Genomic DNA, 13,635 nt, shown 5'->3' on the forward strand with positions numbered 1-13,635 from the left:
CGATCGGGTTGACCGCGGTCATCCTCGGCATGCTGGAGGGCGGCAACGCCTGGGCATGGCTGTCCGTGCAGAGCGCGCGCGGCGGCGGGGTCGGGGTGAGGGCCCGCGTGGCCTGGGCGCGGGGGCGCGGCCCGCGCGCGCGCCCGGCGGCGGGGCGCGCCCGGCCGGCCGGCCGGCGGCGGCTTCGGGGCGGCCCGTCAGCTCGCGTTGGTCTCGATGACCGCGGTCCGCTCGGCGGCCGTCTTGCCGCGCAGCGCCTTGCCGAGGGCTCCGGCGACGTCCTGCGGGGTGACGGCGGTCTTCTCGCCGGTGCCGCGCATGATGAGGACGCCGTCGAAGGTGTTCCCATAGGTCGTTTTGAGCGCTTCCAGGTCGTACTTCTCGACGAGGTGGCCGTCCACGGCCTGCATGCTGAGGATCTTGGGCAGGGACTTGGCGCCGAAGGGGAGGGACTTGGCGCCCGCCTTGACGATGACGGGCGCCGACATCGCGGGCTCGGCGAACTCCTTCATGGCCCGGTCCAGTTCGGCCTGGTCGATGACCGGGTCCTTGGTGGCGACGGGCAGTTCGACCGGGGCCGCCTTGCCGGTGGCGACCATGTCGCGGAAGGCCTGCTTGACCAGGAGCATGGAGCCGTCCACGTCCAGGGTGGAGCCGGGCTTGCCCGCGACGGCGACCGGCTTGCCGGTGTCGAAGGTGATGCTGCCCTCGGTGACGGAACCGGCCGTGCCGGCCAGCTCCTGGAGGGCCACCTGCAGCTTCTCGTCGTCGGTGGGCAGGACGGGCTCGGCGGCGCGCTCGCTGCCGAAGAGGGAGCCGATGACCGTGACGGGGTTGTAGTCGCTGCCCGCCGCGTTGCGGACGGTGGTCTGGCTGTCCAGGCTCAGGCCGGCCTTCTCGGGCTTCAGCTCCACCGGCTTGCCGCTGACGGTGAGCTGGAGGGGGCCGGCGGCGCGGTTGCCGAAGGCGGTCTGGAGCTTGGCGACGGCCTCGTCGCGGGTGCCGCCGATGTCGACGCCGAGGACGGTGGTGCCCTTGGGGACGTCGGAGTGGTTCAGGAGCAGGCCGGCGCCGTAGGCCACGCCGAAGAGCGCGAAGAGGCCGCCGCCGATCAGGACGAGCTTGTTGCGGCCCTTCTTGGCGGGCCGGGCGGGCGCCTTGGCCTTGTTGCCCGCGGGCGCCGGGGCGGGCACGGTCTGCACCGGGCCGCGGTCGGCGGCGGGGACGGGGGTGGGGCGGGGGTACGCGGCGGGCGCGGAGCCCGGGTGCGGGTACGCGCCGGGGTCGTCCTCGCCGAGCTCGGGGCCGGGCCAGGTGGGCTCCTGCGCCTCGCCCACCGGTACGGTCCCCAGCGCGGGGCCGCCGGTCGGACCGGCCGGGCCTCCCGGGCCGGACCCGTACACGGGCACCTCCTGGGTGCCGCCGACTCCGGGTCCGCCGGGGCGGTGCCCCGCGGGCATGCCGAAGCCGGGACCGGCCGGGGCTCCGGGCACCGGGGCGCCCGGTCCCTGGCCGGGGCCGGGGCCGACGCCGGAGCCGAAGCCCTGCCCCGTGCCGCCCCCTTGGCCGGGCTGCGGGCCGGGGCCGGAGGGGGAGCCGAAGCTCTGGCCGGGTCCGGGGCCCTGGCCGGGTCCGGAACCCGGGCGCTGACCGGGACCGGGGAAGCCGGGGCCCTGGCCGGGGCCCGCGGGGCCACCGGTACGGGGACCGGCGGAGCCGGCCTGCGGGGCGGCGTAGCCGGGGGCGGCGCCCGGGCCGGGGGCCTGTCCCTGGCCCGGTCCGGCGCCGGGGCCCGTCGGGGCGCCCGGGCGCGGGCCCGCCGGAGGCGGGGCGAAGCCCTGTGCGGGCGTGTCGAAGCGCGGTGCGGCGCTCCCCCCGGGCGCCGCTCCCGACGTCGGGAGCGGCGCCTGGGCCGGCGCCTGGCCCTGCGGCGGGGCCGGCGCGGCCTTGCGCGGGGCGAACCAGTTGCTCGAGGACTCCTCGGCCGCGGCCGGCTCGGGCGCCGGCTCCGGGGCGGGAGCCGGTGCGGGCTCCGGCTCGGCTTCGGCCTCGGGCATGGGCTTGCGTACGACCACGGGCGGAATCGGCCGCGATCCGGGGATGTTGATCCGGATCCGGGTCGTCAGCGTGGTCTCCGTCTTCGGCCCCTCGGCATCGGGCGCGGACGGCTTGGCGGGCTTGGCGGTCACAGGACTCTCCTCCGGGGTGGTCGCCGCGCCAGGTCCCGGCGGCACAGTCGTGGACGGATTCTGGCCGGTTCCATACGGCGGCGTGCCCGAGGGGTAGGCGGCTCCGCCGCGCCCGTTGGGCCCGGCGGACGGACTGTCAGTTTCACGACTCAAGGCAGGTTCTCCCGGTTGGCTCCGCCGCCCGTCATACCGTGCGCGGGCAGCTCGGCGGCGCGTCCACCATACTGGCCACCGCCCGCGCGCACCCGGCCACCGGGAACGAAGGGTTCCTCTTGGCCTCCCTCACGCCCCCTCCGGGGGCCCGCCGAGCCGCCGTCCGGCGGGTGGCGGCCGCCCGCCGAGGCCCTGCCGAGCCTCCGTCAGGCCGCCTGCCGAGCAGCTCGTCACGGTCTCGGATCGCTCCGACGGCCCGTCACTTGGGGGGCCTGGAGGCCGAAACCGGCCGGTCCCCCAGACCGCTCACCGTGGCGCACATCACAGCGATCACCACTCCGCCCAAAAGGTAGGTGTACATGCCGATTCCGGACGAACTGAGCAGGAAGTCCCCTTCCGGCCGGGGGACGCTGAGGATCACGTAGGCGAGGAACCAGCCGGCCGCGGCCGCCCCCACCCCGATGCCGGTCCCGAGGGCGATCCGGCCACCGAGGAACAGCCCCGCGAGGGCGAGCAGCGCCAGCACCAGCCCGCCCGGGAACCACAGGTCCACGACGAGCCAGCCGGCCACGCCGGTCAGGACGCCGGCCACCAACAGGCCCAGCACGGTGGCGATGCGTCCCGGTGTCCACGTACCGCTCATGCCCGCACCCCCGCGAACAGGTCCCGCTCGCGCTCGCCGGCGGGGGCGCCCGGCCGGCCCGCGACCAGCTCGTAGTACTCGCGCGCGAACAACGGCTGGGCCAGGTCGTTGGAGAGCGCGAAGAAGGGGCCGTCCACGGCGATCTGGGTGGCGTGGGCCCGCATCGCGGCGGCCTTGGCGGCCACCAGCGCCTCGTCGGCGTCGATCTCGGCGGTGATCCGCTCGTCGGCCACCACTCCCGGCACGTCCTCGGGACGGGCCAGTCCCGGGAAGGGCGTCGCGCCCGCGGCCGCGCGCAGGCGGGCGAAGCCCTCCTCGACGACCGAGCGCGGAACGCGGTTCCAGTAGACCTTCTCGACCGCGTGCGCCTCGCCGAGGTCCCGGCGGTACGCGGACTCCGCGGCCAGCTCGGCGGCGCGCGTGGCGACGCGGTGGGCCTGGATGTGGTCGGGGTGGCCGTAGCCGCCGTCCGGGTCGTAGGTGACGAGGACCTGGGGGCGCAGTTCGCGGATCACCTCCACGAGGTACGCGGCGGCCTCGTCCACGTCGGCGGACCAGAAGGCGCCGGGCCGGTGGTTCTGCTCGGCGCCCATCATCCCGGAGTCCCGGAAGCGGCCGGGGCCGCCGAGGAAACGGTGGTCGGTGACGCCCAGTTCGCGCATGGCCGCGGCGAGCTCGCCGACGCGGTGGGTGCCGAGGACGTCGTCGCGGTCGGCCGCCAGATGGGCGAGTCCGGGCGGGATGACCTCGCCCTCCTCGCCGAGCGTGCAGGTCACCAACGTGACGTGGGCGCCCTCGGCCGCGTACTTGGCCATGGTGACGCCGTTGTTGATCGACTCGTCGTCCGGGTGCGCGTGCACCAGGAGGAGCCGACGGGCGGGAAGACCGTTCATGGGGGCAAGACTACGAGGACGCGGTGCCCCGGCCCCACAAGGCACCGCCCCGGACGGCGGCGGACCCCACGACTGCGTGCCGTACGGCGACGTGCCGTACGGCGGACGGGCGGGCCGGCGGACGGGCGGGCCGGCGGACCGCCGGACCGGCGGTCTACAGCTTGAGGCCGCTGATCATGCTCGCGACGTTCGAGGTGAGCTCCGAGAGCGTCGGAGCCATGGTCGAACTCGCCAGATAGAAGCCGAGCAGTACGCAGACCACCGCGTGTCCCGTCTTCAGGCCCGAACGCCGGACCAGCAGGAAGACGATGACTGCCAGCAGCACCACGGCCGAGATCGATAGCGCCACGGCGTTTCACCTCCACGTCGAGCGGACATCAGTACGCGTACTCGCAACTCGGTGCTCGGCAGAGTCATACCCACCGTGCGCTACGGATCATAACTTTCCGTACCAGAGCATCGATCGATTCCGGCAGCACGAGGGGCGCACGGCGCGCATGTGCGGGGGCATGCGAACGCCGGCCGGGGAGGCTGTGCGCCTCCCCGGCCGGCTGTCGGCACCCGCACGGCCGCCTTCCGTTCAGACTGCCCGGTCCACATCTCGGGGCAGAAACGGTCAAGTTGCCTCTGTGTGAACGACGTTGTGCCGCCCTTCTCAGCTGTGGCGAAAAATGAGCGCTCCCGGGGGCCGGGTGTTCATTCCTTGGTCAGCGGTCCCGTCTGCGGCGGCGGTCCCGGCGGGGGTGTCCCCGGGGCAGGTGCGGCCGTACGGGGTGCGCCCGACGGGGGCGGGTCCGACGGCGGCACCACCTGGCGCTCGGCCGCGAAGTGGCAGGCCGAGGGGTGGGCGTTCGGCCCGCCCGGGAGGAAGGAGGGGATCTCCAGCAGCGGGACCTCGGTCGCGCACCGGGCCTCGGCCTTCCAGCAGCGGGTGCGGAAGCGGCAGCCCGACGGCGGGTTGGCCGGCGAGGGGACGTCACCGGAGAGGATGATCCGCTCGCGGCGGGCGCGGGCACGGGGGTCCGGCACTGGGACCGCGGACAGCAGGGCCTGGGTGTACGGGTGGGTGGGGTGCTCGTAGATCTGGGCGTCGGTGCCGATCTCGACGATCCGGCCCAGGTACATGACGCCGACCCGGTCGGAGATGTGCCGGACGATCGAGAGGTCGTGCGCGATGAAGACGTAGGAGAGGCTGAACTCGCTCTGCAGCCGGTCCAGGAGGTTGATCACCTGGGCCTGGACGGAGACGTCGAGCGCGGAGACCGGCTCGTCGGCGACGATGATCTCCGGCTGGAGGGCGAGGCCGCGGGCGATGCCGATGCGCTGGCGCTGGCCGCCGGAGAACTGGTGCGGGTACCGGTTGATGTACTCCGGATTCAGGCCGACCACGTCGAGCAGTTCCCGCACCCGGCGGCGCCGGTCGCCCCTGGGCGCCACCTCGGGGTGGATGTCGTACGGCTCCCCGATGATGTCGCCGACCGTCATGCGCGGGTTCAGGGAGGTGTACGGGTCCTGGAACACCATCTGGATGTTGCGGCGCACGGCCTTCAGGGCCCGGCCGGACAGTTTGGCGAGGTCCTCGCCCTTGTACCTGATCGCGCCCGCCGTCGGGCGCTCCAGGTTGACCAGCAGTTTGGCGACGGTGGACTTGCCGCAGCCCGACTCCCCCACGATCCCCAGGGTCTCGCCCGCCCGGAGCCCGAAGGAGACCCCGTCGACGGCCTTGACCGCGCCGACCTGCTTCCTGAAGAGGATGCCCTGGGTCAGCGGGTAGTACTTGACCAGGTCGGTCACTTCGAGGATCGATTCACCGGACGCCTGGGACTCAGCCACCGAGGCACTCCTTCCAGAAGAAGCACGCGCTGGCCCGCTCGGGTGCGACCTCGGCCAGCGGCGGGACGTCGGCGCGGCAGGCGGCCCGCGCCATCGGGCAGCGCGGATTGAAGGCGCAGCCGGGCGGGATGGCCAGCAGGTTGGGCGGCAGGCCCTTGATGGCGTAGAGCTCCTGGCCCTTCTGGTCCAGGCGCGGGATCGAGTCGAGCAGGCCGCGGGTGTACGGGTGCGCGGGCGCGGCGTAGATCTCGTGGACGGGGGCGGTCTCGACGATCCGGCCGGCGTACATGACCGCGATCTTGTCCGCGACGTCGGCGACGACGCCGAGGTCGTGGGTGATCAGGATCAGGCCCATGTTCAGCTCGCGCTGGAGCTCCGCGAGGAGGTCCATGACCTGGGCCTGGACGGTGACGTCCAGGGCCGTGGTCGGCTCGTCCGCGATGATCAGCGAGGGTTCCAGCGCCATCGCCATCGCGATCATGATGCGCTGGCGCATGCCGCCGGAGAACTGGTGCGGATAGTCCCCCACCCGCTCCTTCGCCGCCGGGATCTTCACGCGGTCCATCAGCTCGACGGCCTTGGCCCGGGCGTCCTTGCGGGACATCCCGCGGTGGATCTCGTACATCTCGCCGAGCTGCGCGCCCACGCTGAGGACCGGGTTCAGGGAGGAGAGCGCGTCCTGGAAGATCATCGCCATCTCGGCGCCGCGGATCTTACGGCGTTCCTCCTCCCTCATCGTGAGGAGGTCCTTGCCCTTGAAGAGGATCTCGCCGCCCGCGATCCGGCCCGGCGGCACGTCGAGGATGCCCATCACGGCCTGGGCGGTGACCGACTTGCCGGAGCCCGACTCACCGAGCACGGCCAGCGTCTCGCCCTCGGCCACCGAGTAGTCGACGCCGTTGACGGCCTTGGCGACTCCGTCGCGCGTCTTGAACTCCACGTGCAGGTCGCGCACTTCGAGCAGCATGTGCGGGGGGCTCCTCAGCGCAGCTTGGGGTCGAGGGCGTCGCGTACCGCGTCGCCGAGCATGATGAAGGCGAGCACCGTCAGGCTCAGCGCGCCGGCCGGCCAGAGCAGCATGTGCGGGGCGTTGCGGATCTGCGGGGCCGCGTTGGAGATGTCGATGCCCCAGGAGACGGTGGGCGGGCGCAGGCCGACGCCCAGGAAGGACAGGGTGGCCTCCAGGGCGATGTACGTGCCGAGCGCGATGGTGGCGACGACGATGACGGGGGCGACGGCGTTGGGCGCCACGTGCCGGAGCATCATGCGGCCGTTGCCGGCGCCCAGGGCCCGGGCGGCCTGGACGTAGTCGTTCTGTTTGGCGGTGATGACGGAGCCGCGGCCGATGCGGGCGATCTGCGGCCAGCCGAGGAGCACGATGAAGCCGACGACCGGCCAGACGGTGGTGCTGGTGACCACGGACAGGAAGACCAGGCCGCCGAGGACGACGGGGATGCCGAAGAAGATGTCGGCGACCCGGGAGAGCAGCGCGTCGCCCCAGCCGCCGAAGAATCCGGCGAGCCCGCCGAGCACCGAGCCGAGCAGGGCGGCCCCGAGGGTGGCGCAGACGCCCACGGTGATGGAGGCGCGGGCCCCGTAGACGGTACGGGTGTACACGTCGCAGCCCTGGGTGTCGTAGCCGAAGGGGTGGCCCGGGGAGGAGCCCTGCTGCGACTTGGACAGGTCGCACTGCAACGGGTCTCCGCTCGCGATGAGCTGCGGCCAGATCGAGATGATCACGAGGAAGAGGATCATCAGCGAGGAGATGACGAAGACGGGGTTGCGGCGCAGCTGGTGCCAGGCGTCGGACCACAGGGAGCGGGGCTTCTCGCCGGGGCCGGTCCCGCCCCGCGGGCCGGTCCCCTCGATGCCCTCGACGCTCTCGGCCTCTTCCAGGGCCAGATCCATGGGTCCCCCCTGACCGGTCGGCGAGACCGCCTCGCGCGGACGGGGCCCGACGGGGTCGTAGCCGCCGGGCCCTTCGGGACGCTCGGGGTCAGGCATAACGGATCCTCGGGTCCAGGACCGCGTAGAGCAGGTCGACGAGCAGGTTCGCCAGCAGGAACACGATGACGAGGATGGTCACGAAGCCGACCACCGTCGGGGAGTTGTTGCGCAGGATGCCCTGGTAGAGCTGGTATCCGACGCCGTGGATGTTGAAGATCCGTTCCGTGACGATGGCGCCGCCCATCAGGGCGCCGATGTCGGTGCCGATGAAGGTGACGACGGGGATGAGCGAGTTGCGCAGCAGGTGGCGGGTGACGACCCGGCGGCGCGGGAGGCCCTTGGCGACGGCGGTGCGCACGTAGTCGGCCTTGACGTTCTCGGCGATGGAGGTGCGCGAGAGCCGGGTGACGTAGGCGAGGGAGACCAGCGCGAGGACGATGCCGGGCAGGATCAGCTCGCTGAAGGGGGCGTCCGGGGAGACGGTAGGCCGTACCCAGCCCCATTTGACGCCGAAGAGGTACTGGAGCAGATAGCCCGTCACGAACGTCGGTACGGAGATGACGACGAGGGTGAGCACGAGCACGGTGGTGTCGACGGACTTGCCGCGGCGCAGGCCGCTGACCACGCCGAGGGTGATGCCGATGACGATCTCGAAGAAGATCGCGACGATGGTCAGGCGCAGGGTGACGGGGAAGGCGCTGGCCATCAGCTCGGTGACGGGCTGGCCGTTGAAGGCCGTGCCGAAGTCTCCCTGGAAGATCTGGCCCATGTAGTGGAGGTACTGCTCCCACAGCGGGCGGTCGAGGTAGAGGTCCTTGCGGATGCGCGCGGCGGTGGCCGGGTCGGGGGCCTTGTCTCCGAAGAGGGCGGCGACCGGGTCACCGAGCGCGTACACCATGAAGAAGATCAGGAACGTGCTGCCGATGAACACCGGGATCATCTGGAGCAGCCGCCGGATCACATAACGTCCCATGGACTGCTCCAGGATCGATCCGGGAAAGGGTCAGCTGACCTTGATCTGGTCGTAGACGGGGACGCTGAACTGGTTGAGCGCCACGTCCGAGAGCCGCTCGGCGTAGCCCGCGCTGCCGTTCTGGTACCAGAGCGGGATGGAGGGCATCTGCGCGGCGAGGATCTTCTCGGACTCCTGGAACTTCGCGACGGCCTTGGCCGCGTCGCTCTCCTGGTTGGCCTCGTCCACGAGCTTGTCGAAGTCCGCGTTGCTGAACTTGCCGTAGTTGGAGGAGGCCCCGGTGTAGTAGAGGGGCTGGAGGAAGTTCTGGATCAGGGGGTAGTCGGCCTGCCAGCCGGAGCGGAAGGGGCCGGTCAGCTTGAAGCTGCTCTGCTGGTTGCGGAAGTCGGCGAAGGTGCCGACCGGATTGACCGTGCAGACCGGGCCCTCGCCCAGCGCGTTGTTGATGCTGTTGCAGACGGCGTCCATCCAGTCGCGGTGCGAGCCGGTGTCCACGTTGGACGTCAGCGTGACCTTCCCGCCGGGCAGTCCGCCGGCCTCCTGGATGAGCTTCTTGGCCTCGACGGGGTTGAAGGAGCAGGCCTCGCCACAGGCGGTGGCGGAGAAGCCGCCCTTCTCGCCGAGCGCCGGGGAGGTCCAGTCCTTGGCCGGGGTGCGGGTCTCCCGGAAGATCTGCTTGGTGATCTCGTCGCGGTTGATCGCCATGGAGATGCCGCGGCGGACCTTCTCCATGCCCTCCTTGTTCCACTGCGGGTCGTACAGCGGGAAGGTGAGGGTCTGGATGATGAGGGCCGGCTGGTTGATGTAGCGGTCGCCGAGGTCGTTCGCGACGTTCTTCAGCTGCTGGGCGGGGATGTCGTCGACGAGGTCCAGGTTGCCGGAGATCAGATCGGTGTAGGCGGTGTTGTTGTCGGTGTAGACCTTCAGGTCCACACCGCCGTTCTGCGCCTTGTCCGGACCGGGGTAGGTGTCCCACGTGCGCAGCTTCATGCCGGTGCCCTTGGTGTACGAGTCCACCGTGTACGGGCCGTTGCCGATCGGCTTGTTCAGCCAGCCGGCGTGGTCGGTGAAGAAGGCCTGGGGCAAGGGGGAGAAGGCCTGGTAGCCGAGGGTCTCGGGCCAGGTGGAGAACTTGTTCTTCAGGGCGACCGTGAAGGTCTTGTCGTCCTTGACGACCAGTCCGGACATCGTCTTGGCCTTGGGCTCGCCCGTGGTGGGGTGGACATCCGCGTAACCGACGATGTCGGAGAAGAACGGCGAGTTGTTCTGCTTGTTGCGCACGTCCGCGCCGTAGTTCCAGGCGTCGACGAAGGACCGGGCGGTGACCGGCTCGCCGTTGCTGAACTTCCAGCCGTCCTTCAGGGTGACCGTGAAGTTCTGGCTGTCGGTCGTCGCGATCTTCTCGGCGACCATGTCGAGGGCCTCGCCCGTCTTCGGGTCGTAGCGCTTGAGGCCCCGGAAGAGCATGTCGAGGACCTTGCCGCCCTGCACCTCGTTGGTATTGGCGGGCTCCAGCGGGTTCTGCGGGTCACCCCACGAGGAGCTGACGATCCCCGCCGCGCCGCCTCCGCCGTTGTCGCTTCCGCCGCCGCAGGCCGTGGCCGCGAGGGCGACGGCCACCGCGCATGCGGCCCATGTGGCGTGGGTGGCTCCGCGCATGGAGTGCCTCCTCCTGGATCCCAAGACTCACTTAGGGCCCTATGTCACCCCATGAGCGGCCCCGCACACGCCTCGTTGGACCGATTGCACCCTCGCGTCCCTTGCCTGTCACCCCTGCGAGTGCAAAGGCAGCTCCCAGGTGTCCACCGCGTGGTGCGTCCGCATGCCGTGCGCCTCGTACAGCGCGAGCGCGCCGGTCTCGTTGCCCGTGTCCACGCCCAGGCCCACGACGGCGCGGCCGCGCGCCGCGTAGGCGGCGAAGCCGTGGCGCAGCAGGTGGCTGCCGATGCCCCGGCCGCGCACGTCGCCCCGTACGCCGAGACGGCTCAGCCAGCCCATGCTGGTGCGGTCGTCGCGGGTCAGCAGGACGCCCACGTCGCCCCGCGCGGGCAGGGCGGCGATCCACACCAGCGACCAGTCGAGGCCGCGGCCGTCGATGTGGTCCAGCCAGGGTTCGTAGGCGCGCTCCACGTGGCCGAAGTGTCCGGCGAAGGTCTCCTCGATCAGGGCGTGGGCGCGGCGGCGCTCCGCCTCGCCCCCGTCGCAGGGCCGGAGGGTGAGACCGGCGGGAGCGGCCGGGGGCAGGTCGGCGGCCGGGTCCAGGGCCCGGGTCATCACCTGGTGGCGGCGCACCGTGCGGTAACCGCGGCCGGCCAGCAGGCCGGTGTCGAGGGTGGGCTCGGCGTTGAGCCGCAGCCGCAGGCGGGCGCGGGCGGCTCCGGCGGCCAGTTCGCGGGCCCGGGCCTCCGCCAGGTCCAGGAGCCGGCCCGAAGCCGCGGGGTGTCCGGGCAGGACGCAGTGGTCGGAGTCGATCCTGCCGGGCCCGGAGTCGGCCCAGACCAGGGCGTAGGCGACCAGCCGGCCGCCCTCGAAGGCGAGCCAGGAATCCCTGGCGAGGTCCACGTCGGGGTGGTGGAGGTCGGTCTCCACGGCGGCGAGGTCGGTTGCGGGGCGGCCGGTCTCGATCACGTCGACGGCGTTGAGGAGACCGCAGAGGTCCGCGGCGTCTGAAGGCCCGGCGGGCCGTACGGTCGGCATGTCGGTCATCGGACCACTCTCGAACCGGCCGGGGCGGGTCCGCAACCCGCTGTCCGGCCGCGCCCCCCGTACGGGGTACGGCGGCGCGCTCACCGCGTACACCGCGCACACCGCCGACGCCCGAGCCGCGAACGCCGAAGCGCCCGGCACCGGAAGGGATCCGGTGCCGGGCGCCGCGGGTTCGTCGCCTGCGGGAGGTCAGACGGCCAGGACGGCCTTCTCCTCCGCGAAGTGACACGCCGACTCGTGCGCGGCCGGGGAGGTGACTCCCTGGAAGCGCTCCGGGATCGCGAGGAGCGGCTCCTCCACGGAGCACTTCTCCTCGGCCTTCCAGCAGCGGGTGCGGAAGCGGCAGCCCGACGGCGGGTTGGCCGGCGAGGGGACGTCACCGGTGAGGATGATCCGGTCGCGGCCCTCGCGGGCCTCCGGGTCCGGCACCGGCACCGCGGAGAGCAGCGCCTGCGTGTACGGGTGGGTCGGGTGCTCGTAGATCTGCGCGTCGGTACCGATCTCGGCCATCTTGCCGAGGTACATGACGCCCACACGGTCCGAGATGTGCCGGACGATCGAGAGGTCGTGCGCGATGAAGAGGTAGGAGAGGTCGAACTCCTCCTGCAGCTTCTCCATCAGGTTGATGACCTGGGCCTGCACCGACACGTCGAGCGCGGAGACCGGCTCGTCGCAGATGATGATCTCCGGGTTGAGCGCGAGGCCGCGGGCGATGCCGATGCGCTGGCGCTGGCCGCCGGAGAACTGGTGCGGGTACCGGTTGATGTACTCCGGGTTCAGGCCGACGACGTCCAGGAGCTCCTGCACCTTGCGGCGCCGGTCGCCCTTGGGAGCCACCTCGGGGTGGATCTCGTAGGTCTCCCCGATGATGTCGCCGACCGTCATGCGCGGGTTCAGCGAGGTGTACGGGTCCTGGAAGACCATCTGGATGTTGCGGCGGACGGCCTTCAGGGCGCGGCCGGACAGCTTGGTGATGTCCTGGCCCTTGTAGAAGACCTCGCCCGCGGTGGCGCGCTCCAGGTTCATCAGCAGCTTGGCGACGGTGGACTTGCCACAGCCGGACTCGCCGACGATGCCGAGGGTCTCGCCGCGGTACAGGTCGAAGGAGATCCCGTCGACCGCCTTGACCGCGCCGACCTGCTTCTTGAACAGGATGCCCTGGGTCAGCGGGAAGTGCTTGACCAGGTTGCGGACCTGGAGGATCGGCTCGCGCTCGGGGGTGCTCTTGGTGAGCTCAGCCATGGATCTGCTCCTTCCAGAAGTGGCACGCGCTGTGGCGACCGACCAGCTCGGTGCCGTCCTGCTCGCTGACGGGCTGGAGCAGGGGGAGGTCCGTCCGGCAGACGTCCTGCGCGACGGTGCAGCGCGGGTTGAACGAGCAGCCGGAGGGCAGGCGCAGCAGGTTGGGCGGCAGGCCCTTGATCGCGAAGAGCTCCTGGCCCTTCTGGTCCAGGCGCGGGATCGAGTCGAGCAGGCCGCGCGTGTACGGGTGCGCCGGGCGCTTGTAGATCTCGTGGACCGGAGCGGTCTCGACGATCCGGCCGGCGTACATGACCGCGATCTTGTCCGCGACGTCGGCGACCACGCCGAGGTCGTGGGTGATCAGGATCAGGCCCATGTTCAGCTCGCGCTGGAGCTCCGCGAGGAGGTCCATGACCTGGGCCTGGACGGTGACGTCCAGGGCCGTGGTCGGCTCGTCCGCGATGATCAGGTCCGGCTCCAGCGCGATCGCCATGGCGATCATGATGCGCTGGCGCATACCGCCGGAGAAGTGGTGCGGGTAGTCGTCCACCCGCTCCTTCGCCGCCGGGATCTTGACCTTGTCCATCAGCTCGATGGCCTTGAGGCGGGCGTCCTTCTTCGACATCCCCTGGTGGACGCGGAACATCTCGCCCAGCTGGTAGCCGACGGTGAGCACCGGGTTCAGCGAGGACAGCGCGTCCTGGAAGATCATGGCGATCTTCCGGCCGCGCAGCTTGCGCCGCTCCTCGAAGCTCATCTTGAGCATGTCCTGGCCGCGGAAGAGGATCTCGCCCTGCGGGATCTTGCCGGGGGGCATGTCGAGGATGCCCATGATGGCCTGAGCCGTCACGGACTTGCCGGAGCCGGACTCGCCGAGGACGGCGAGGGTCTCGCCGGCGCTCACGCTGTAGTTGACGCCGTTGACGGCCTTGGCCACACCGTCGCGGGTGTGGAACTCGACGTGCAGGTCGCGCACTTCGAGGAGCGGCGTCTGCGGTTCCCCGTCACGCGGGGAGGGAACGCTGGAGGTGTTGTCCATGGTGATCACTTACGCCC

The 13,635-nt window shown here is 71.5% G+C and carries 12 protein-coding genes; all 12 read right to left on the minus strand.

The annotated features are described in order from the left end of the window. Positions 1-197 precede the first annotated feature (197 nt). The 12 genes from ACWF9Z_RS04230 to ACWF9Z_RS04285 all read right to left on the minus strand — a co-directional run bounded on the left by ACWF9Z_RS04230 (position 198) and on the right by ACWF9Z_RS04285 (position 13,618). Positions 198-2,342, minus strand: a complete 2,145-nt coding sequence (locus ACWF9Z_RS04230; RefSeq protein ID WP_453597281.1) for a hypothetical protein — start codon at positions 2,340-2,342, stop codon at positions 198-200. Between the two features lie 259 nt (positions 2,343-2,601). After that, positions 2,602-2,985 carry a DUF6113 family protein gene (locus tag ACWF9Z_RS04235; RefSeq protein ID WP_453597283.1) on the minus strand — a complete coding sequence of 128 codons (384 nt, stop codon included), beginning with the start codon at positions 2,983-2,985 and terminating at the stop codon, positions 2,602-2,604. After that, complete coding sequence (gene mshB / locus ACWF9Z_RS04240) at positions 2,982-3,878, minus strand: N-acetyl-1-D-myo-inositol-2-amino-2-deoxy-alpha-D-glucopyranoside deacetylase (RefSeq protein ID WP_453597285.1); 897 nt, start codon at positions 3,876-3,878, stop codon at positions 2,982-2,984. Before mshB ends, ACWF9Z_RS04235 begins: the two co-directional genes overlap by 4 nt. Before the next feature lie 154 nt (positions 3,879-4,032). Further along, positions 4,033-4,227, minus strand: a complete 195-nt coding sequence (locus ACWF9Z_RS04245; RefSeq protein ID WP_453597287.1) for a hypothetical protein — start codon at positions 4,225-4,227, stop codon at positions 4,033-4,035. 347 nt (positions 4,228-4,574) lie between these two features. Next, the gene (locus ACWF9Z_RS04250; protein ID WP_453597289.1) at positions 4,575-5,711 is read right to left on the minus strand and encodes an ABC transporter ATP-binding protein; all 1,137 of its coding nucleotides are present in this window, start codon (positions 5,709-5,711) and stop codon (positions 4,575-4,577) included. Further along, positions 5,704-6,678 (minus strand): ABC transporter ATP-binding protein, encoded by a 975-nt coding sequence (locus tag ACWF9Z_RS04255; RefSeq protein ID WP_453597290.1) that lies wholly within the window; start codon positions 6,676-6,678, stop codon positions 5,704-5,706. Before ACWF9Z_RS04255 ends, ACWF9Z_RS04250 begins: the two co-directional genes overlap by 8 nt. A gap of 14 nt (positions 6,679-6,692) precedes the next feature. Further along, the gene (locus tag ACWF9Z_RS04260; protein ID WP_453597292.1) at positions 6,693-7,715 is read right to left on the minus strand and encodes an ABC transporter permease; all 1,023 of its coding nucleotides are present in this window, start codon (positions 7,713-7,715) and stop codon (positions 6,693-6,695) included. After that, positions 7,708-8,631, minus strand: a complete 924-nt coding sequence (locus tag ACWF9Z_RS04265; protein WP_453597293.1) for an ABC transporter permease — start codon at positions 8,629-8,631, stop codon at positions 7,708-7,710. The genes ACWF9Z_RS04260 and ACWF9Z_RS04265 overlap by 8 nt, the downstream gene beginning before the upstream one ends. 30 nt (positions 8,632-8,661) lie before the next feature. Continuing rightward, positions 8,662-10,290, minus strand: a complete 1,629-nt coding sequence (locus ACWF9Z_RS04270; protein WP_453597295.1) for a peptide ABC transporter substrate-binding protein — start codon at positions 10,288-10,290, stop codon at positions 8,662-8,664. 108 nt (positions 10,291-10,398) lie between these two features. After that, positions 10,399-11,337 (minus strand): GNAT family N-acetyltransferase, encoded by a 939-nt coding sequence (locus tag ACWF9Z_RS04275; RefSeq protein WP_453597297.1) that lies wholly within the window; start codon positions 11,335-11,337, stop codon positions 10,399-10,401. A 189-nt stretch (positions 11,338-11,526) separates the two neighbouring features. After that, entirely contained in the window at positions 11,527-12,579 is a 1,053-nt protein-coding gene (locus ACWF9Z_RS04280; protein WP_453597299.1) for an ABC transporter ATP-binding protein, read from the minus strand. Continuing rightward, on the minus strand, positions 12,572-13,618 hold the full coding sequence (locus ACWF9Z_RS04285; protein ID WP_453597819.1) for an ABC transporter ATP-binding protein: 1,047 nt from the start codon (positions 13,616-13,618) through the stop codon (positions 12,572-12,574). Before ACWF9Z_RS04285 ends, ACWF9Z_RS04280 begins: the two co-directional genes overlap by 8 nt. Positions 13,619-13,635: the final 17 nt, after the last annotated feature.

It is taken from the genome of Streptomyces sp. NPDC054961, assembly GCF_053609145.1.

Coding starts and splice junctions, on each gene's coding strand:
- ACWF9Z_RS04235 (WP_453597283.1), bottom strand. CDS start 2,985: ATGAGCGGTACGTGGACACCGGGACGCATCGCCACCGTGCTGGGCCTG.
- mshB (WP_453597285.1), bottom strand. CDS start 3,878: ATGAACGGTCTTCCCGCCCGTCGGCTCCTCCTGGTGCACGCGCACCCG.
- ACWF9Z_RS04255 (WP_453597290.1), bottom strand. CDS start 6,678: ATGCTGCTCGAAGTGCGCGACCTGCACGTGGAGTTCAAGACGCGCGAC.
- ACWF9Z_RS04260 (WP_453597292.1), bottom strand. CDS start 7,715: ATGCCTGACCCCGAGCGTCCCGAAGGGCCCGGCGGCTACGACCCCGTC.
- ACWF9Z_RS04265 (WP_453597293.1), bottom strand. CDS start 8,631: ATGGGACGTTATGTGATCCGGCGGCTGCTCCAGATGATCCCGGTGTTC.
- ACWF9Z_RS04270 (WP_453597295.1), bottom strand. CDS start 10,290: ATGCGCGGAGCCACCCACGCCACATGGGCCGCATGCGCGGTGGCCGTC.
- ACWF9Z_RS04275 (WP_453597297.1), bottom strand. CDS start 11,337: ATGACCGACATGCCGACCGTACGGCCCGCCGGGCCTTCAGACGCCGCG.
- ACWF9Z_RS04280 (WP_453597299.1), bottom strand. CDS start 12,579: ATGGCTGAGCTCACCAAGAGCACCCCCGAGCGCGAGCCGATCCTCCAG.
- ACWF9Z_RS04285 (WP_453597819.1), bottom strand. CDS start 13,618: ATGGACAACACCTCCAGCGTTCCCTCCCCGCGTGACGGGGAACCGCAG.